Source organism: Gemmata obscuriglobus (assembly GCF_008065095.1).
Taxonomy (GTDB): Bacteria; Planctomycetota; Planctomycetia; order Gemmatales; family Gemmataceae; genus Gemmata; species Gemmata obscuriglobus.
In genome coordinates this window covers 4,848,605-4,868,132 of record NZ_CP042911.1, presented here as the reverse complement: position 1 = coordinate 4,868,132, position 19,528 = coordinate 4,848,605, and the positions used below count along the sequence as shown (strand labels likewise).

The following is a 19,528-nucleotide window of genomic DNA, read 5'->3' as shown; positions in this document are numbered from 1 at the left end:
ACATGGACGGGCAGCTCGACACCGCCGACCACCTGACCGCGCGCCAGTTCGTGATCGCGGTCAAGAAGCTGGCCGACGCGCTCAACTACGGCACCGACCGGTCGCCCTTCCTGGGCTCCGGGATCGAGTACGCGCAGTCGCGCCAGTACCAGCCGGGCGACCCGGTGCGGTCCATCGACTGGCGCATCACGGCCCGCATGGGGAAGGTGTTCGTCAAGGAGTACGAGGCGCCCAAGCAGCTTCCGTGCTACCTGCTGCTCGACACCTCGGCGTCCATGACCGTGAGTTCGGTGAAGCGGAGCAAGTACGCGGTCGCGGTCCACATCGCCGGCGCGCTGGCGTTCGCGTGTCTGGACCGGGTCAGCCCGGTCGGGGTGCTCGGCGTCGGCGGGCGGGACGTGCGGCTCGAGCCGAGCCTGTCGCGGGCCGCTGTGCTGCGGTGGCTGCACGAGTTCCGGCGGTACCGGTACGACGAGCACACGACGCTGGGCCGGCGGGTCGCCGAGTTGGCGCCGACCCTGCCGAACCGGTGCCTGGTGGTCGCGCTCAGCGACCTGCACGACCCGACGGCGGTGCCCGCGCTGAAGCTCATGGCGCAGCGGCACGACGTGATCGTGATTCAGCTCCAGGACCCCGCCGAAGAGGGCGTCCCGGGTACAGGATTTTTGCGGGCTGGTGAGGCCGAGACCGGGCGCGTGTTCGTCACCCGCGGCTCGCGCCGGTGGGTGGATGCCGAGCGCACCGCCCGGCAACTCAAACGCGCCGGGGTCGACCACTTGTTGGTGCGCACGGACCAACCGTTCGTCGCGGACCTGCGCAACTTTTTGATCGGCCGCAACGTGCTCGGGCGCGGGCGGCGGTGAGCGAACCACAAGCAGAAGGCGTGAGGCAAACGGGCAATGACACACCGCCGTCCGGCCGAACTCTTCCGTACCGCGGCGCTCGCGTGCGTTCTTGCGCTGCTCGCGCCCGCCGATCGCGCCAGGGCACAGACCGAGACCACCGTCGGCATGACGGGAACGCTCGAGGGCCTCGTGTTGCCCGGTTCCGAACTGGAGGCTGCGCCGCTCACCGACCGAACGGCCAAGGCCGTGGTCCGTGTGGTCCGCGTTTTTCCTCACGGCACCGCGTTCCGCTACGACATCGAGTACTTCGGCCTCGAGCCCGGCACGCACGACCTGCGCCAGTACCTCAAGCGCAAGGACGGATCGCCGTTGGGCGAGTTGCCGCCGATCGCGGTGCAGGTGAAGCCGGTGCTGCCGCCCGGACAGGTGCAGCCGAACAAGCTCGAAATCGACACCGGTTCGCGTCTCGGCGGCTACCGGTTCCTCGCAATCGGTGCTGTCGTGGTGTGGGCTCTGGGGCTGATCGCGGTCGTGGCATCGTTCTTCTTCCCACGACGGAAGAGGGCGGTCGCCGACGCCGACCGCCGTCCGGTGTCGCTCGCAGAGCGGTTGCGGCCGTTGGTTGAGGGCGCGACCGCGGGGACTCTCTCGCGGGCGCAACTGGCGGATTTGGAGCGGGCCCTGCTCGCGTACTGGCGGAAGCGGCTCAAACTCGAAGGCGCGGAGCCGGGTGAGGCGATCGAGGCGATGCGCAAACAGCCCGACGCCGCACCGCTCCTCGCTCAACTGGAGGTGTGGCTGCACCGGCCCGGGCCGGTGCAACCGGTCGATGTGGCCGCGTTGCTGGCCCCGTACCGCGATCTGCCCCCCGAAGCGCTCGATCTCGAAGTGAGGGGCGCGGCGTGAACTACAAAGAAATTCCTCTCGTCTGGCCGCAGTTCGCGCACGTCCCGGTGCTGGTCGCGCTGGTCGTTCCTGCGCTCATGCTCGGGTGGGTGTGGGCCGGCCGTTGGTTGCTCCCGACCCGCCGGGTCGTGCTACCGCTCGACGGTGCCCGCGCTCGCGGTGGGTGGTTCGTGTGGACGCTCATCACGCTGGCGGAATCGGTGCCGCCGCTGCTACTGGCGGTCGCGGTGCTGATCCTCGCGAACCCGCAGCGGAACGGCCCGCCGCAGCAAAAGCGATCACTCACCAACATCCAGTTCGCCGTGGACGTGTCCGGCAGCATGCTGGCGCCGTTCGGCGACGGGAACCGGTACGACGCCTCCATGAAGGCGATCGACACGTTCCTGGACTTCCGCAAGGGGGACGCGTTCGGGCTCACCTTCTTCGGGGACGCGTTCGTCCACTGGGTGCCGCTCACCACCGACGTGACCGCGATCCGGTGCTCGCCGCCGTTCATGCGGCCGGAGACGGTGCCGCCGCCGTTCGGCGGTACGGCGATCGCCAAGGCGCTGAACGGGTGCAAAACGGAACTGCGCCGCCGCGACGAGGGCGACAAAATGATCGTCCTCATCACCGACGGGTTCAGTTACGATCTCACGGGTAACGACGAAGAGATCGCTCGCACCCTGAGTGCCGAAGGGGTGGCGGTGTTTTGTATCATCGTAGGTGGGTTTGAGCCGCAAGCGGAGATCGTCAACATTTGTCGGCTCACCGGCGGCGAAGCGTTCCGTGCCGACGACCCGGACGCGCTGCCCGCCGTGTTCAAGAAGATCGACACCATGAAGCAGGCCCAACTCAAGCCGACGATTGCGGACACGGTCGACTATTACGAACCGTTCGTGATTGTGGCGATGGCTCTGCTGCTGCTGGGCGTACTGTGCCTGTTCGGACTGAGGTACACGCCGTGGTGATGCCAATTCCCAAACTGGACCCCACTTCCGCGACCGGGCTGAACGCGGCCGTCACAGCGGGGTTCGTCATCGCTGCGATCGTCGTGGTGGTGGCGGTCGCGGCGGAGCTGCTGCATTACCTGCGGGTGCGGCGGGTCGCGGCGCTGGCGTTCGGTCCGCGCCGGGACCGGCTGTTTCTGTCAGCCGTCGCGCCGGTGCTCCGGGTGCTCGCGCTGGCTACGGTCGCGTGGGGGCTCACGGTACTGCTGACGGTCGAACCGAAGTCGCACAAGCCGGGGGAGATCAAGGAGTCCGAATACCGGCACCTCGTGCTCGTGCTGGACGTTTCGCGCAGCATGGAAGTGGAGGACGCCGGTGGGGGCGGGAAGCAGAAGAGGTCTGAGCGTGCCGCCGACCTGATCCAGTCGTTTTTCGAACGCGTGCAGGCCGAGCGGTACAAAACGACGGTGATCGCGGTGGCGTCCGAGGCCAAACCCGTGGTGCTCGATACCACCGACCGTGAGGTGATCCGCAACATCCTCACCGAACTGCCGATGCGACACGCGTTCAAGCCGGGCGAGACCAACATGTTCGCCGGGCTCGAGGAGGCCGCCAGGGTGGCGAAGCCGTGGCCCCCGGGGAGCGCGGTGCTGATGGTGGTTACGGACGGTGACACGGTTCCGACGACCGGCATGCCGAAGATGCCGGCGTCGATCGGGGGCAACGTGGTGATGGTGGGCGTCGGCAACCCGACCGTCGGGAAATCACTCGGCGGGCACACCACGCGCCAGGACGCCTCCACTCTTCGGCAGGTGGCGACACGGCTGAACGGTACGTACCACGACGGCAACGAGAAGCAACTGACGACGGCGCTCGTGTCGAGCATCGACGAGCGCGCGAAGCCGAAAACCGGGGACCGGTGGACCGCCCGCGAGTACGCGCTGTTGTGCGTCGGGACCGGGGCCGGGGCGCTGGCACTCATTCCGGCGATTTTGATGCTGTTTGGGACCGGCTGGGAGCCCGGTCGCCGCCCGACGCCAGAGGGCGGTTCCGGACCGCGGCGGTGAACCTGTAGTGACAGGTTCGTGTGGGTTGACGCACAGAGCACGGTTGGCTTGCAGGCTCGGTTCCTGTTCCCTTCGCGGAGGACGGTTCGATGGCGCTTCGCGTTCTGCTGTTGACCGGGTGGCTGCTGCTCGGCGTGGGCGCCGCGGTGGCGCACTGGTTCGGGCCGGGGGTGGACGGGCGCAAGCTCGACCGGGTGGCGCTGCACGTGGCGTCCGCCGAACAGGCGTTGGCGGCCGAGGACTATGCCACGGCGGTCGAGGCGTTCGACCAGGCGCTCAAGGCGCTGCCGGACGGGCGCGCCGCCGAGGCCCGCAAGCTGCGGCTGGAGAAGGCCAAGGCACAGATGCTCGCGCAGCAGCTGACCGAGGCGCACGGTGACCTCCGCACGCTGGTGGACGAGATGGCGGCGGACCCGGCGGCGGACCCGAAGGTGCTGGCCGAGGCCCGGTCCGCGCAGGCCAACAGCCAGTACTACACCACCTGGCTGATGCGGCTCGAGGGGCTGTCCCGGGACGAGTGGGAGCCGGAGATCGAGGCCGCGCGGCAGAGCTACCGGCTGCTGGCCGAGCAGGCCGACAAGCGGGGCGACGGGGCCGCGGCGGCGAAGCACCGCGAGGACCTGGAGTCGGCCGTGCGGCTGGCCCGGATGGAGCTGTCCGAGCTGCAGGGGCTGAACCTGCCGAAGCAGTGCAAGGGGTGCTGTAGCTGCAAGGGGCGCAAGCCCAGCGTCGCCAAGGGGCCGCCCAAGAAGAACGACGTCCGCAGCGCCGGCGGCGCGCCGCCCCTCGACGACAGCGGGCACTGATCTGCTGCGGGGTGTGGGCCGAGCCCGCCCCGCGCTTCTCATCTTCGGAACCTCTTTTGTGTCCGCCCATCCGGCGGATCGACTCAACATTCGGTCCCTCGCGCCGAGGCCACACCTGTGAAGAAGACGTTCGCATTCACCCTGCTCGCACTCGCAGCCGGGATGACCGCCTACGCCCAGTTGCCGGTGGCCCCGCCGCCCCACGAAGCGGGCAAAGGCGCCACACCGACCGCGCCCGGCGCGCCCAAAAAGGAAGAGCCCAAAGAAACGCCACGGATGTCGCGGCTCAAGTCGCTGAGCTTTGACCGCCGCCCGTCCAGCATCTTGAAGGCGTGGGCGCCTCAACCGGAACCGAAAAAAGACGACACCCCAAAGGAACCGGCCGCCAAGAGCCCTGAGGCGAAGGAGCCGGACCCGAAGGCTGCGGAGCAAGCCGCGGCACTCGACAAAGAAATCGCCGCGTTCCAAAAGAACGTCACGCTCGGAAAATGGGCGGATGTGAAGGCATATTTGGTGTCACTGCCCGCGGACGAGGGCGAAGCCGGGTACAAGCAGTTGCTGATGAGCCTTCAAGGGCGGCCCGGAATGGGGCGCCCGGGGGGCGCCATCGACCCAATGGAACTGCAGATGATGCAGGGGCCAGGCCAGCAGTTCGCCGAGCGGAATGTGTTCTCCGCCGACGACGTGCTCGGACTGGCGGCGGCCGCCCCGGTGGGCAAGGCGCCGGCCAAGCCCAAGCAGGAGAAAGAGACGCTGGCGGCGCTGGGCGCGATCTTCCGCGAAGCGGTCAACGGCGGCACGCTGCCCGAGGTCGCCGTCGCGCGGCTCAAGGCCGAGTGCGCGAAGCCCGCGGGCCAGGCGGTGCTCACCAAGCGGCAGGCGGCGAGGCTGCTCACCGGTGCCGGCCTGGCGGAGTTCGCGGGCGACTTCTTGCCGGCCCCCGAGCAGGCCCAGAAGGACAAGGATCTTGAGGCGCTGAACCTGCTCGCGCAGCACTTCCTGGCGCTGAACGCCAAAGAGGCCAAGACGGGTAATCTGGAGCGGGCGTGGGCGGCCGTGCAGGCCGTGCTCGGCGTACCAGACGGGCTGGCCGAGGAGAAGGAGGAGGCGCTCGTCCGCGCCGTCGAACTGGCCCCGCGGCTGAAGGACGAACTCGGTCAGGAGTGGCTCGGCGCGAGCTTCACCAAGGCCCCGGAGCGGGGGCAGGAGATCCTGGCGTCGGTGGGCACCCTCGTGTCCCGCGGGCTGTCCACCCGGCCGCACGCGATCGAGGAGCGGCTGAACGCGCTCAAGCTGTCGCAGACGGCCGTGGCGGCGCTGATGAAGGCGGCCCCGGGGCGGGCCAAGGAGTGGAGGGCGGCGCTCACTGTGCTCGCGCTCGGGTGGCAAAAGGAGGCCGAGTTCTCCCAGCGGTTCGACCGCTCGTCCGGGGGCTCCCGGCTCCGCCGCGACATTTACGGCAACATCTTCTTCTCGGCGAGCGACGAGGACGACCAGATGTCGCGCATGATGATGATGCAGCAGCCGAACATGCCGCGGCCGATTCTGGTGGCGGACGTCATCAAAGCCGCCCCGGACGCCGCGTGGCTCGCCGCGGTCGACGAGTCGCTGCGCCCCAAGCTCGCCGAGGCGGTGGCCCGGTTGCACCTGAAGGTGAACGAGGAGGACAAGGCGTTCCCACTCATTGAGCAACTCGCCACCGCCCAGCCCGCCGAGGCGAAGGGGCTGGTGAAAGAGTTCCTGCGGGTGTGGACCCGGAACCACGACCCGAACGCGAGTCGTAACGAGAACCGGTACTCGTGGTTCTTTTTTGCCTTCGAGCAGCGGGCCGAGAGCATTCCGCTGACCCGCTCGAAGCAGGAGCGGAACCTGAAGGAACTGGCCGACTGGGTGTCCCGCATCAAGAAGCTGCCCGGGGGCGCCGGCGACCTCGACGACGAGGCCGTGGTGCGGGCGTTCACCGCGTGCCACAGCTCCGCCGAGGTGTACCGCACCGAGGCGATCGAGGCCGTGTTCGGGCCGCTCGGCGGGCTGAAGCCGAAGACGCTTGCCGGCCTGGCCGATCAGATGCGCACCAACCTCGCTGGTTTGTGGAAGTCGCCAGCGAACCAGGAGCAGAACAAGACCAAACGGAAGAAGAAGGACATTGAGGCGGAGGTGCTCCGCGGGTACGAGGTGGCGCAAGCGGTGGTGACCGATGGGCTGAAGAAGTTCCCCGGCCACTGGGTGCTGCTCACCGCCCGGGCGGGGCTGATGCACGACGAGATCAACTTCCGCCAGGAGCTGAACAAGTCGTCCGATTTCTCCGCGAAACGCACCGCCGCACTCAAGACGTACCGCCAAGCCGCGGAGGAGTACGCGAAGGCGGTCCGCACTCTACCCGAGGACGAGCATACTACGTCTGTATACGAGCAGTGGTTCGCGGCGGGGCTCGGGGCCGTCGATCTGGGTATGATCTCGGAGGAGAAACAGCCGGACTGGACCCAGCCACCGCTCATCCGCGCGGCCCTGCTCGCGCTGCCCGGCGACCTCGCCGAGAAGCACATGGGTAAGTTCGCGAACAACCTCTTCATCAAGATGAGCGGCGCCAAGCCGCACGTGAAGTTCAACTACCTGAAGGCCGGGTTCCAGATCGTCGAGGATCACAAGCAGGCGGCCGAGGCGAAGAAGGTGTTCGATTACTACAAGGACCTCGTCACCGAGATCAAGCTGGAGGCGGTGGTCGACGGGTCGAGCGAGGTGGGCCACGGGCGCCCGTTCGGGCTGTTCGTGAACCTCAAGCACACGCGCGACATCGAACGCGAGTCGGGCGGGTTCGGCCGGTACCTCCAGAACCAGAACAGTATGTCCTACTCCTACAACTACGGCCGCCCCACCGCGGACTACCGCGACCGGTTCGAGTCCGCCGCGCGAACCGCTCTCAAGGAGCAGTTCGAGGTGGTGTCGGTGACGTTCCAGGACGAAAAGGTAACGTCGCGGGCGGCCGCCGGCGAGTTCGGGTGGCGGTACACCCCATACGCATACATCATGCTCAAGCCGCGTGGCCCCCAGGTGGACAAGATCCCGCCGCTGCGGTTGGACCTCGACTTCCTGGAAACGTCGGGCTACGTCGTGATGCCGGTGGAGACGCCGGCGGTTCCGATCAGCGCGCGCACTGTACTGGGCGAGCCGCGTCCGGTGGAGAAGTTGTCGGTCACGCAGACGCTCGACGAGCGTCAGGCCGATAAGGGCGTGCTGTTGCTTGAGGTGAAAGCGGTGGGGGTCGGGCTCGTGCCGGAATGGTCGGAACTTGCGGGCGACTATGTCCCGGAGGGGTTCGAGGTGGCCAAGACGGAAACGAACGGGTTGGGCGTGAAGAAGTTCGATGAGGACAGCGACCGCAACGCGGTAGTTTCAGAGCAAGTGTGGACGCTCACGCTGAAGGGACGCGAGGACCGGACTCAGCTCCCGAAGACGTTCAAGTTCGCTTCGGTTAAGGTGCCGACCAAGGAGACCGTATACCAGCGCTACGTGGACGCGGACCTCGCGTCGGTCAGTGAAGAGGTGCCACTGGAGCAGACCTACGGCAAAAAGAAGAGCATGCTGCTTTGGTATGTGTTGGCGGGATTGATAGCAGCTTTCGTACTGGTTGCCGTGGTGGTTGCGGTGGTCGTGTCGCGAACAGCCACGCACGCACCGGTCGAGAGCCGGTTGCCCAAGAACCTCGACCCGTTTACCGCGGCCGCCCTCCTGCGAGAGGTACGCGAGCGCGCTGATCTGAGCCCGTCACAGCGCGCCGCGCTGGATCAGGATCTTGCCGAGATCGAACGCTTCCACTTTGCGGCAGCGGTAAACGGGCAACCCGCACCAGACCTGCGGCAAATTTTGGAGCGGTGGGTGCAAAAGGCCGCGCCGGTAAAATCGGTTGTAACGGTGTGACCGTTGCACCCGTTCGGGGTATGGCTGACGCGGTGGCTGGCAGAGCTCATCTCACGGCCACCGTAGCGGCGATGTTGACTTCCCGTCCTGGAACTGAGTGGGCTCATTCAGTGGCCACCGAATCCGGGCTTACGCCGCCCGGGTCTTCGCTGCCGTCTACACTCCGAACATGCTTCTCGACACCCAAACCGAGGGTCTGGAGCTTCGCGCGTAGAGTAGTGCGCGAGATGCCTAATCGGTCCGCGGCCTGCTTCTGGTTTCCGTGAACGTGTTCTAATACGGCCGTTAACAGCGCGCGGTCGACGGTGTGAGTCACTTGCCTGTAGATGTCGGTGGCACCGACTCGCAGCAGACTCGTAATCAGCGCGGTCAGTTCCAGCGCGTCGCCCGGCGGTGCTGCCGCGCCACGTAACGATGCCGGAAGGCAGTCCGGAGTGATCACCTCACCCACGGCCTGGACCACCGCGTATCGCATTGCGTTTTGCAACTCACGCACGTTGCCGGGCCAGCGATGCGACTCCAGTACAGCCAGGGCCGCAGCGTCCACCCCCCGGACGTTCTTCTTCAGCTTGCGGTTCGCCGCCGTCACGAAGTGGCTCACCAGCGGCTCGATGTCGCCCGTCCGGTCACGCAGGGGCGGTAGCGTGACCGTGAACGAGTTGAGTCGGTAGAGCAGGTCCTCACGGAATTTGCTGTCCCGTACCAGGGCTGACAGGTCGCGGTTGGTCGCCGCGATTACCCGCACGTCGGTCTGCACCGACTCGTTCCCGCCCACCCGCTCGAACCGCTGGTCCTGCAGCAACCGCAACATCTTGGCCTGTGCCGCCGGGGGCATATCGCCGATTTCGTCGAGGAACACGGTGCCGCCTTGCGCCTGCTCGAACTTGCCCACCCGGCGCCGGTCGGCGCCGGTGAACGCCCCCTTCTCGTGTCCGAATAACTCGCTCTCCAGCAGCGCGTCCGGAATGGCCGCGCAGTTGATGGCCACAAACGGCTTGTCGGACCGCGGCGAGTGCAGGTACAGCGCACGTGCGACCAGTTCTTTGCCAGTGCCACTTTCGCCCAAGATTAGAACGGGTACGTCCTGTGGCGCGATGCGGCCGATGGCCTTGTACACATCGAGCATCGCTGGGCATTGCCCAACGATCTGTTCTGTATCGGCACTATCTTCCGGCGGTGGAGCGTCTCCGCTCGCTGTCGGTGCAACCTGCGCGAGTCGCATCTCGAATGCCCGTCCGAGCACCTCGTCGAGTTGGTGGAGGTCGATCGGTTTGAGCAGGTACTCGAACGCGCCGCGCTTGGTGGCCTCAATGGCGGTCTCGGTGCTGCCGTGCGCGGTGATCACGATCACCGGCAACCGAGGGTCGGTCTCACGAATCAGTAGGAACGCGTCGAGACCCGACATGTCCGGCAACCGCACGTCGAGGATCACCGCATCCGGGCGCTCGCGCGCCACCGTAGCTAACCCCTGTTTGGCGGTGGCGGCGGTCGCTACCGCGGTGTCACCGCGCTCAAGGGCGGACTTGAGCGAGTATAAGATCCCGGGCTCGTCGTCGATGATGAGCACCTTCGGCATCACGTGGCTCCTGCGGGGCTGAGCGGGGCAGGTCGGGCGTTCGTTTGCGCCCGGCACGGAAGGCGGATCACAAACACCGCCCCTCCGGCAGGGCCGTTGGTTGCGCCGATCGATCCGCCGTGCGCCTCCACGATCCGCCGACAGATGGATAGTCCGAGCCCCAGCCCTGTCTCTTTCGTGCTGATGAACGGGTCGAAGATTTGCTCCTCCAGTCCCACCGGCAGCCCGGGGCCGGTGTCCGATACGAGTACGGTAAGCGTGCCCCCGGGTGTGTCAGTGCCATCGGGCGTGACCGCCGCGGTCACCCGCACCGTCCCGCCGGACGGGAGGACGTCGAGCGCGTTAAACAAGAGATTGTAGAGCACCTGACCGAGTTGTCCTGGGTCTGCGTCGAGCGGCGGTAAGTCTGACGAGACAACCGCCCTGACAGTCACTCCCTGCAACTCGGCCCGAGCCGTCACACCCTCGACGCAGTCTCGGATCAACTCGGCCGGGGCCACGCTCTTTTTCTCGGGGCGCGGCGGCCGGGCGAAATCCAGGAACGTGCGGATGATCTGCTCGAGCCGCAAAATCTCCCCTTCCAGCACCCGTAAATCTTGTGGGCGGAACCCGTTGGCCCGGCGCGGGTCGGTGGCCGCCTGAACCAGTAGTTTGATGACGGTGAGCGGGTTCCGCACCTCGTGCGCGATCCCCGCCGCCATCTGTCCGACCCACGCGAGTTGTTCGGCCCGCAGCGCGTCCCGTTCGGTCTTCTTGAGCCGGTTGAGTACAGCAGCCGCGGCCTGCGTGACGCGCTGGACGGTCGTCTCAGAGTGCTCCCCGAGCGGCGCTACCCCGTCGGCCGCCGGCACAGCCTCACCCAGCAGTGCCGCGGTGTCACGCAGCACGCGGTCGGTGTCGAGCAGTGAGCGGCGGAGTGATACCGCGATCGCCCATCCACCCAAGAGGCCGGCGACCGATCCGCACACGCCCAACCCCACGAGCCCGACGGTGAGTCGTTGCGACAGCTCGTGGTTCGCCTTGGCGGTGTGGTCCAGCATGTCCCGGTTCACCCGCAGGTACTCGCGGGCGGGTTCCAGGATCTCGCGTGTCAGCACCGTGTCGATTAGCTCTAACACCTTCGCGTACACACCCTGTTCGGGCGGGGTCTGCTCAAGGCGGTCGTACGCGTCGAAGAAGTGTTGGTAGCCCGTGCGGACCTTGCGCATGAGAACCTGCTCGGGTTCGGTAGTCGCCATCCGTTCGGCCGCACGCAGCGCCTCGGTGGCATGTTCCCGCAACCGCGGCACAGGGCTGAGGTGTTTGCGCTGACCGGTGATCAGGTAACGGTCGAATTGGACGTGAATCTCGCGCAGGCTGATTTCCAGTTCCTGAGCGGCGTGGACGCTTGCGACATGACTGTCGAGCATCACCGAGACGTTGCGCTGGGAGTTATGCGCGTACCATGCTGCCCCGGCAGCAACTGCGACCAGGAGGACGCTGACCGCGACCACCGGGGCGGTCAGTCGCGCGATCAACCGAGAATGCATGTCCTCTCTGCCTCCACATGATTTGCACGCACTTCATCTTGGCCGTAAACGGTGATCAATAACTGGCCACGCCGGCGCGTTCTGCCCACTTATTGCCTCGCACAACCGACCACTTGAATTGGGCCGAAGGCATGATGCCCTGCATAATCGCCCCCGAAACCCCTCACCCGGAGACGTTTGCGCCATTGCGGTGGGAAGGTAGTGGGGACTTCCGCGCTCTTTTTCGCAACCAACTCAATTAGGGTAGCAATCGTGGTGCCTGACACCTCATTTTATGCGCGGTGTTGTCGGCCCAACACCGACGATGTCTCCGTTTATGTTTGTCCCGGAGCCGAAGACGCGAACGAGCACGCCGGCGACCGCTGGGCGATTTAGTACCATGATGTGCAGACCGGTGCCATCGCTCAAAGTCTCATAGAATCGCCGCCCAAACGCGCGTGACGGTCCGGTGTTGAAAACTCGCTACCGTTCCGGGTTTCTGTGGGCGAACGGACACAACTGCTGCTATCCTGCGATCTTTAAAGAGGTGCGCTGGCCCTCGGCGCGCGAGTTGCGTTTCGCTCAGCGCTCTTTTATTCGATCCGTCCGGGTGGACCGCCGCCGGAGAGCTCGCAACGCTGCGCTCACACGATGTCGGTAGCGGTTTCGAGGTGCTTCGCTCGAAGAAGGACACGCCATGTTCAGCTTGCCCCTCTGGTCGAAACAGCAGCCGTTCAGCCCGCAGACCGCCGATAAGGGCTCGCGCCTCCGTGGCGCGACGGTTACTGATGGGGTGTGTCCCTACTGCGCCGTCGGGTGCGGGCAGTTGATCTACACCAAAGGCGGGACGCTGATCGACATCGAAGGCGACCCGCGCAGTCCTATCAACGAGGGCACGCTCTGTCCGAAGGGCGCGAACGCCTTTCAGCTCGCCACCAACGCGCACCGGGTCACGCGGGTGATGTACCGCGCCCCGCACTCCGACCGTTGGGAGGAGCGGTCGATGGACTGGGCGCTCGACCGGATCGCCGAGCGCGTGAAGGCGGCCCGCGACCGGGACTTCGTGACGCGTAAGGCCGACGGCCGGTTGCTCAACGGGTTCGATACGATCGGTACCCTCGGCGGCGCGACTCTTGATGTTGAAGAGAACTACCTCATCAAGAAGTTGTTCACGGCCGGTCTCGGGGTGATTCCGGTCGAGAACCAGGCAAGAATTTGACACTCCGCCTCGGTGCCCGGTCTGGGCACTTCGTTCGGGCGGGGAGCGGCGACGAACTTTACTCAGGACCTGGCGAACAGTGACTGCATTCTGATCATGGGCTCGAACATGGCGGAGGCCCATCCGGTGGGGTTCCGCTGGCCGATGCGGGCAAAGGGCGCCGGCGCCACGCTGGTCCACGTGGACCCACGGTTCTCGCGTACCTCGGCGCTGTGCGACGTGTTCGTTGGCATCCGTGCGGGGTCCGATGTCGCGTTCCTGGGCGGCGTCGTGAACTACGTCCTGACTCAGGATAAGTGGTTCAAGGAGTATGTTGCCGCGTACACCAACGCCGCGACCATTGTTGAGCAGGGGTTCGAAGACGCGGAAGACCTGGACGGGCTGTTCAGCGGCTACCGACCCGAGAGCGGCACCTACGATCCGAAGGGGGGGCACTGGGCTTACGCGGGCAGCAGCGGGAACGAGCAGAAGAAATCGGAGCCCGGTCAGCACGGCACCCACGGTTACGGCCTGATGGGTGTCGCCGAAGCCGGCGACGCCCCGCGAACGGACCCGACGCTCCAGCACCCGCGGTGCGTGTTCCAGATCCTCAAGCGGCACTTCGCGCGATACACGCCCGAGGTGGTGGCGGAGGTGTGCGGCTGCAGCCCGGAGGAAATGGTCCGCGTGGCCGAACTCCTGTGCGCGAACTCGGGGCGCGACCGGACGAGCGCGATCGTTTACGCGGTCGGTTGGACGCAGCACACCACCGGGGTGCAGATCATTCGCACCGCGGGCATCCTGCAACTGCTCCTGGGCAACGTCGGCCGGCCCGGGGGCGGCATTATGGCGATGCGCGGGCACTCGAGCATCCAGGGCAGCACCGACGTTTCCACGCTGTACGACACCCTCCCCGGATATCTGCCGCAGCCGGTGGCGCACGCCGACCATGAGAGCCTCCAGGGGTATCTCGACAAAGAGGGCATGAAGACCGGCTACTGGTCCAACTTCCCGGAATTCGTCGTCTCGCTGTTGAAGGCGTACTACGGTCCGGCCGCGACGCCGGACAACGAGTTCGGGTTCGGCTGGCTGCCGCGGGTGGACGGCGACCATTCGCACCTCGTCACGTTCGATCGCATGAGCCGCGGCGGGCTCACCGGCTTCTTCCTGTTCGGGCAGAACCCCGCCGGCGGAGGGATGAACGCCGGGCTCCAGCGCGCCGCCTTGCGGAACCTCGACTGGCTCGTGGTGGCGGACTGGTTCGAGACCGAGAGCGCGGTGTTCTGGAAGGACGACCCGAACGGCCCGCCCGCCAAAGACATCAAGACGGAGGTGTTTTTCATCCCGGCCGCCGGTCACGTGGAGAAGGAAGGTACACTCACCAACACGCAGAGGCTGCTGCAGTGGCACAACAAGGCGCTCGACCCGCCCGGCGAAGCCCGCTCGGACGCGTGGTTCGTGTACCAACTCGGCAAGCGGCTGCGGGCGCTGTACGCCGGTTCGACAGACCCCAAAGACGCGCCGCTGCTCAACCTCACCTGGGACTACGAGTACGATCACCCGCACACCCTCCCAGATGGCACGGTGAGCCGGGTCGCGGGTGAGCCGGACGCCGGAAAGGTGCTCCAGGAAATCAACGGCTACCAGACGGCCGAAATTGACCCGCGCAGCGGCCGGCCGAAGTTGCTTCCCGGGTTCTCGGCCCTGAAGGCCGACGGCTCCACCGCGTGCGGGTGCTGGGTGTACAGCGGCGTGTACCCCGAGCCGGGGCGGAACCGCGCGAACCGGCGCGAGCGCACCCCGGGCAATCCGGTCGAACCGAACTGGGGGTTCGCGTGGCCGCATAACCGCCGGGTGCTCTACAACCGTGCGTCGGCCGATCCGGAGGGGCGCCCGTGGTCGGAGCGCAAGAAGTACATCTGGTGGGACGACTCGCAGGACCGTTGGGTGGGGCCGGACGAACCCGACTTCGAGCCCGGCAAGGCGCCCTCGTACCGCCCGCCCGAAGGGGCGCGGGGCATGGCCGCGATCGGGGGCGACCAGCCGTTCATCATGAAGACCGACGGCCTCGGCTGGTTGTACGCCCCGAAGGGCGCGAAGGACGGCCCGCTGCCGTGCCATTACGAGCCGCTCGAATCGCCGGTGCGTAACCTGCTGTACCCCCAGCAGGCCAGCAGTCCGACCGTCCGCACCTTTGCCGGGCCGCTGAACAGCGTCGCGCAAGGGCCGACGGACGTGTTCCCGCTGGTGGCGTTCACGTTCCGGCTGACGGAGCACTACCTGAGCGGCCCGATGAGCCGGTTCAACTCGTGGCTCAACGAGCTGATGCCCGAGATGTTCGCGGAGATCGGCCCCGAACTGGCCGCCGCCCGCGGGGTCGCGAACGGCGACTGGGTGACGGTCCGCTCGGCCCGCGGGGCGATCGAGTGCCGGGCGCTGGTGACGCCGCGGATCAAGGCGCTGACGGTGGACGGTCGTGCGGTGCATCAGGTGGGGCTGCCGTTCCACTGGGGGTTCGCGGGCGAGGTGGTGGGCGGTAACGCCAACGACCTCACCGCAATCGTGGCCGAGGCGAACGTGAGCATGCACGAGGGCAAGGTGTTCGCGTGCCAGTTGGAGGCCGGGCGGCACGGGGGGAACCCGCCGGCGGCGACCAAGATTGCGGTGCCGTGGCCGACCCGCGACCCGGTTCCCGACACGCCCCGGTCCGCACAGCCCGAGGGAGGGTTCGCGCATGGCGGTTAGAGAGCTGGAACTGCCGGCGCACCCCGCGGGTGTCGATGCGACTCCGGCGCCCCGCGGCCTCTTCGCCAAGCTGTTGCACCGGCTGACGTACCCATTCCGTCGCGGCGTCCGGCCGGCACAGCAGCCGCCCACCGGGTTCTACACCGATACCACGGTGTGCATCGGGTGTAAGGCGTGCGAGGTGGCGTGCAAGCAGTGGAACCAGCTCCCGGCCGACGGGTTCACGTTCACCGGCAACAGCTACGACAACACCGGCGCGCTGACCGGCGACACGTGGCGGCACGTGAAGTTCATCGAGCAGTTCACGACCCCCGAGCCGGTCGCGCCGGCGCCGCAGCGGTTCCCTCTGGAAGTCGTCACGGCCCCCGTTTCGCAACCGCCGGTCGATTTCGGCCGGTGGCTGATGATGTCCGACGTGTGCAAGCACTGCGCGGCGGCGCCGTGCCAGCAGGCGTGCCCGACGGGCTCGATCGTGTACACCGAGTTCGCCAACGTGTACATCCAGCCGGACATCTGCAACGGGTGCGCGTACTGCGTCGCCGCGTGCCCGTTCGGGGTCATCACCCGGAGCCACTTCGACGGCCACTCGCACAAATGCACCCTGTGCTACGACCGGCAGTGCGACGGCCTGGTGCCGGCGTGCGCGAAGGCGTGTCCCACCGCGTCGATCCAGTTCGGGCCGGTGAGCGAGTTGCGCGAGCGGGCACAAAACCGCGTGGAGCAACTGAAGGCGAAGGGCGTGCCGGCGTACCTGTACGGGGCCGAGGCGACGGAAACCTATACCGAACTGCACTCCTTCTACCTGCTCACCGACCGCCCGGAGGTGTACGGCTTGCCGGCCGACCCGGTGAACCCGTGGCTGCACATGCGCGGCGACTACCTGCGCTCGGCGCTCGCGGGGTTGGTCGGACTGGTGGCGCTGCTCCTCGCGTTCCTTCTGGGCGGGTGAATTCATGAGCACGTCCGCCGCAACGGGATACGCCAGCGAGGAACCGACGCACGCGCCGCCGTGGCACGGGCTGGTTGTCTGGGATGTCTTTTTCAACGCGCTGACCACGGGTCTGTTCCTGACGGTTGCGGTTGGCGAGTTGACGCGGCCGACCGCGTTCGCGCCGGTCGCGGCCTGGGCGTACCCGCTGGCCCTCGCCTTTTTGCTCATCGACCTTTTGCTGCTGGTGCTCGACCTGGGCGACCCGCTCCGCTTCCACCACATGCTCCGGGTGTTCAAGCCGAGTTCGCCGATGTCGCTCGGTACGTGGTGCCTGACGCTCTATTCGTTCCCGCTCGCGGCACTCGCTGTTACCGACGTTCTGGGCCTCCTCGGCGCGATCCCGACCGATTGTTCGGTCCACGCAGTCGGGCGGACCGTACTAACCGTGGTCGCGCTGCCGTTCGCATTTGGCTCGATGGCGTACAAGGGCGTGTTGTTCAGCACGAGTTCGCAGCCCGGCTGGCGTGACGCCCGGTGGCTCGGTGCGTATCACGTCGCGTCGGCCCTGGCGCTGGGCAGCGCGGCGCTGCTGGGTCTGGCGGCCGTTCTCGGTCACGACCCCGCGGCGAGCTTGCTTCGCCCGGCGGTTGCGGCGCTGGTCGTCGTGCAGGGCGTTCCGCTGCTGTGCCTCGTGCGTGAACTTCAGCCGGAACTTGTTCGGCGCTACCCCCGAATGCAACTCTGGGGCGGTGGGGTTCTGGTCGCGGGTGTGGGTATTCTGATACCCCTGGCGCTGCTGCCCGTTTGGTCCGTCGGCATGGTGCTGTTCGTGTCGGTCGGGGCATGGGTCACACGCCATTTCGTTGTGATGATACCGGAGGCATAGGAGCCGCTATTCGTCCGATGGCAGAGCCCGCCGGCGGCGTCCCCGTACCCGTCCGACCCCGGCGCACGAGCGAAAGAACACGGCGCCATTGAATCGGCACATTGCGCATTTCAGGACCCTCATCCCCGCATTTGGAGCTTCCGGCAGTTTTCCTTCCGCCGCACCAGCCGTTTGCAGCGGAACCGACACCCCGTTTACGCCGGCTTCGTCTTGCTGTTGGATCGATTTGGTAGCCGCAAACAATTGCCATGCAATACATTGCGCTGTATCCGTCGTGCTGAACTAGTTTGGCTCAGCCGACTCTGCCCCCGTGCAAAAGCCCGGGATTCGGTGGTAGCGGCACCCCAGCGATTGGGTAGTCGATCGGCAGCGAACGACCCAGCGGGAGAGCAGTCGGCGGCAACTGGTACGCTGTCACCCCCGTTACAGCGCCGCTGATCGGTTCCAGCCGCCGAACCACAGGCAGGGTTGGCTTTCCCTGGGACCGCGGACGTCCCGTCCGCTGCTACTCAAGTCGCGTTGCGGTGCGGAACTTCCGGGGGAAACGCAACCCTGTTGCGCTGCATACCAGTCACGCCGGCTCGGCGTGGTCGGCGTCCGTCCGAACCGAGTTACGTGAAGCGGTCATACCGTGTCCGGTCGTTTCAAGTTGGCGTGGAGTACCCGCGCACTGGTTCTGAGTGTGGTCCGCTCACTCCGTGAGCGGTTGCGCCGGGTATCGGATTCGCGTTGCGCAAAACGACGGGGCCAGCAAGCTCGCGGAGCGAATCCGGTGCGCGGCGCGGCCGCTCACGGAGTGAGCGGACCACACTCAAAGGCCAGACCCCAAGTCCGGCGCGAACTTGAAACTACTAGAATCCGATTGATCCGTATCCACGCCGTATTCTGTAGCCGGCCTCTGTGAGGCCGGTGCTACCTCGGTCATGTCGCACCGGCCTCACAGAGGCCGGCTACAGAAAGCAGTGACTCTTCAATCGGATTCGGTATCACTCGACTCGCCGGCACCGTCGCCTTCCCGGCTGATGACACCGCCGTCGCCGACCGCGACTTCCTGAAGTTTTGAACCGCATCCGGTCGGAAGAACGGCCGTGTCGCGTGTCACTCGGCCCCGGATGGTCATCGCCTTGTCCTCGGCCCGTTACTGTAAGAACCGTTAAGCCCGTCAGTTACGACGTGTGCCTGCAGCGCGAAAGCGGCGGCGGCGATCGGAAGTGGTGGCCGGAGTTGGTGAAGTCCGTTCGGTCAACTTCCGCAACCTTCCCGCTGCTTTGCTCTGGCTCACGTCGCAAAAAGCCCATACATTAAGGGCTCAGGCCAAGTGGCGGAATGGCAGACGCACTCGACTCAAAATCGAGCGGGGCAACCTGTGTGGGTTCGAGTCCCACCTTGGCCATTGCCTTGAAATTCAAGGGTTTCGTGACGGTTTCAGACCGGAAGGCAGCACCAACGATACCCGAGTGAAAGAGATCCGGCAAGCAGGAATAGTGACCACGGATACTATTCGAGGAAGCGTCCCCAGCGTGCCGGATCGGCAAAAATTTCAGGTCACGAACTTCCGCTTTCGGATTCGCCCGCCTTCTTTCTGCCGGAACGCACTCGACGGCAACCGCACCAGACTTCGCCCGTAGGAAGTCACCGCTGCTCGGAGTGCCTCTCGGGCCGAGTCCCATGTCGGGTACTGCAAGAACCAACCCGTCCACTCGCCGGCATCACAGCAGAAGAACATCTCCCCGTCCGGGAGTCGAGCGAACAGGAGATCGGACACTTTCCCATCTACGGTCCACCCGCCCGGCCACCAACCGCACTGTTCGGGGTCAGCGGGGTCCAGGAAAGCAGGGGACACGTCGCACAACTCGACACTGTTAATCGGGTGCTGACTAAAGAGTTTCTGAAGCCGCTTCCGGTTCCAGATGTATCGCCGCGGTGAAACGATCCAGTCCACGAACCCACGGTCCCAACCGATCTCGAACTCTTCCGGCGGTTGCAGTCCCAGCCACTCGAACCCGGCCGGTAGCAAATCCCAAATTTCCCGTGGGCACTCTATCCCGGCACTCGCAGCCTCCACTTGTCCCCGAATGAACTCACCCCGTTTACGGTCCCCATGTTCGATCAGCCAGTCCGCGTAAACCAGCCGTGCGGTGTCGTCTTCGGGGTCGTTCAGCACGGCTCGGAGTAGAAGGTCGCCATCCGTCATTTCAATCAGTCTCCAAAAA

12 protein-coding genes and 1 tRNA gene are annotated in these 19,528 nt (G+C 66.2%); 10 read left to right on the top strand and 3 right to left on the bottom strand.

All coding sequences use genetic code 11. The features are described from left to right. The first annotated feature begins 2 nt into the window (after positions 1 to 2). From GobsT_RS20135 to GobsT_RS20110, 6 genes are all read left to right on the top strand, one after another. Positions 3 to 863: a DUF58 domain-containing protein gene (locus tag GobsT_RS20135; RefSeq protein ID WP_010040574.1), complete on the top strand. Its 861-nt coding sequence runs from the start codon at positions 3 to 5 to the stop codon at positions 861 to 863. A 36-nt stretch (positions 864 to 899) separates the two neighbouring features. Then, complete coding sequence (locus GobsT_RS20130) at positions 900 to 1,751, top strand: hypothetical protein (protein WP_010040572.1); 852 nt, start codon at positions 900 to 902, stop codon at positions 1,749 to 1,751. Beyond that, positions 1,748 to 2,701 (top strand): vWA domain-containing protein, encoded by a 954-nt coding sequence (locus tag GobsT_RS20125; protein ID WP_010040570.1) that lies wholly within the window; start codon positions 1,748 to 1,750, stop codon positions 2,699 to 2,701. Before GobsT_RS20130 ends, GobsT_RS20125 begins: the two co-directional genes overlap by 4 nt. After that, entirely contained in the window at positions 2,701 to 3,747 is a 1,047-nt protein-coding gene (locus GobsT_RS20120; RefSeq protein ID WP_148087817.1) for a vWA domain-containing protein, read from the top strand. The genes GobsT_RS20125 and GobsT_RS20120 overlap by 1 nt, the downstream gene beginning before the upstream one ends. An 89-nt stretch (positions 3,748 to 3,836) precedes the next feature. After that, the gene (locus tag GobsT_RS20115; RefSeq protein WP_010040566.1) at positions 3,837 to 4,553 is read left to right on the top strand and encodes a DNA repair protein RecN; all 717 of its coding nucleotides are present in this window, start codon (positions 3,837 to 3,839) and stop codon (positions 4,551 to 4,553) included. A 117-nt stretch (positions 4,554 to 4,670) separates the two neighbouring features. Next, the gene (locus GobsT_RS20110) at positions 4,671 to 8,471 is read left to right on the top strand and encodes a hypothetical protein (RefSeq protein WP_109570979.1); all 3,801 of its coding nucleotides are present in this window, start codon (positions 4,671 to 4,673) and stop codon (positions 8,469 to 8,471) included. Positions 8,472 to 8,574: 103 nt separating this feature from the next. Here GobsT_RS20110 and GobsT_RS20105 read toward each other — a convergent pair whose 3' ends face one another. Then, a complete protein-coding gene (locus tag GobsT_RS20105) occupies positions 8,575 to 10,047 on the bottom strand; it encodes a sigma-54-dependent transcriptional regulator (protein WP_010040554.1) in 1,473 nt (490 codons plus the stop codon). Beyond that, positions 10,047 to 11,576, bottom strand: coding sequence for a sensor histidine kinase (locus tag GobsT_RS20100; protein ID WP_010040551.1), 1,530 nt, complete (start codon positions 11,574 to 11,576; stop codon positions 10,047 to 10,049). The genes GobsT_RS20105 and GobsT_RS20100 overlap by 1 nt, the downstream gene beginning before the upstream one ends. A gap of 676 nt (positions 11,577 to 12,252) precedes the next feature. On the opposite strand from GobsT_RS20100, the gene fdh reads away from it, so the two are divergent. The 4 genes from fdh to GobsT_RS20075 all read left to right on the top strand — a co-directional run bounded on the left by fdh (position 12,253) and on the right by GobsT_RS20075 (position 18,708). Next, on the top strand, positions 12,253 to 15,498 hold the full coding sequence (gene fdh, locus GobsT_RS20090) for a formate dehydrogenase (RefSeq protein ID WP_271413140.1): 3,246 nt from the start codon (positions 12,253 to 12,255) through the stop codon (positions 15,496 to 15,498). Further along, entirely contained in the window at positions 15,488 to 16,447 is a 960-nt protein-coding gene (locus GobsT_RS20085; RefSeq protein WP_010040545.1) for a 4Fe-4S dicluster domain-containing protein, read from the top strand. The genes fdh and GobsT_RS20085 overlap by 11 nt, the downstream gene beginning before the upstream one ends. 4 nt (positions 16,448 to 16,451) lie before the next feature. Next, positions 16,452 to 17,315, top strand: a complete 864-nt coding sequence (gene nrfD / locus GobsT_RS20080) for an NrfD/PsrC family molybdoenzyme membrane anchor subunit (RefSeq protein ID WP_010040542.1) — start codon at positions 16,452 to 16,454, stop codon at positions 17,313 to 17,315. A 1,312-nt stretch (positions 17,316 to 18,627) separates the two neighbouring features. Continuing rightward, positions 18,628 to 18,708 (top strand) — tRNA-Leu (locus GobsT_RS20075). A 147-nt stretch (positions 18,709 to 18,855) separates the two neighbouring features. Here the strand turns inward: GobsT_RS20075 and GobsT_RS20070 are convergent. Continuing rightward, positions 18,856 to 19,509 carry a TIGR02996 domain-containing protein gene (locus tag GobsT_RS20070; protein WP_010051116.1) on the bottom strand — a complete coding sequence of 218 codons (654 nt, stop codon included), beginning with the start codon at positions 19,507 to 19,509 and terminating at the stop codon, positions 18,856 to 18,858. Positions 19,510 to 19,528 lie beyond the last annotated feature (19 nt).

Coding starts and splice junctions, on each gene's coding strand:
- GobsT_RS20105 (WP_010040554.1), bottom strand. CDS start 10,047: ATGCCGAAGGTGCTCATCATCGACGACGAGCCCGGGATCTTATACTCG.
- GobsT_RS20130 (WP_010040572.1), top strand. CDS start 900: ATGACACACCGCCGTCCGGCCGAACTCTTCCGTACCGCGGCGCTCGCG.
- GobsT_RS20120 (WP_148087817.1), top strand. CDS start 2,701: ATGCCAATTCCCAAACTGGACCCCACTTCCGCGACCGGGCTGAACGCG.
- GobsT_RS20115 (WP_010040566.1), top strand. CDS start 3,837: ATGGCGCTTCGCGTTCTGCTGTTGACCGGGTGGCTGCTGCTCGGCGTG.
- GobsT_RS20085 (WP_010040545.1), top strand. CDS start 15,488: ATGGCGGTTAGAGAGCTGGAACTGCCGGCGCACCCCGCGGGTGTCGAT.
- nrfD (WP_010040542.1), top strand. CDS start 16,452: ATGAGCACGTCCGCCGCAACGGGATACGCCAGCGAGGAACCGACGCAC.
- GobsT_RS20070 (WP_010051116.1), bottom strand. CDS start 19,509: ATGACGGATGGCGACCTTCTACTCCGAGCCGTGCTGAACGACCCCGAA.
- GobsT_RS20135 (WP_010040574.1), top strand. CDS start 3: ATGGACGGGCAGCTCGACACCGCCGACCACCTGACCGCGCGCCAGTTC.
- GobsT_RS20100 (WP_010040551.1), bottom strand. CDS start 11,576: ATGCATTCTCGGTTGATCGCGCGACTGACCGCCCCGGTGGTCGCGGTC.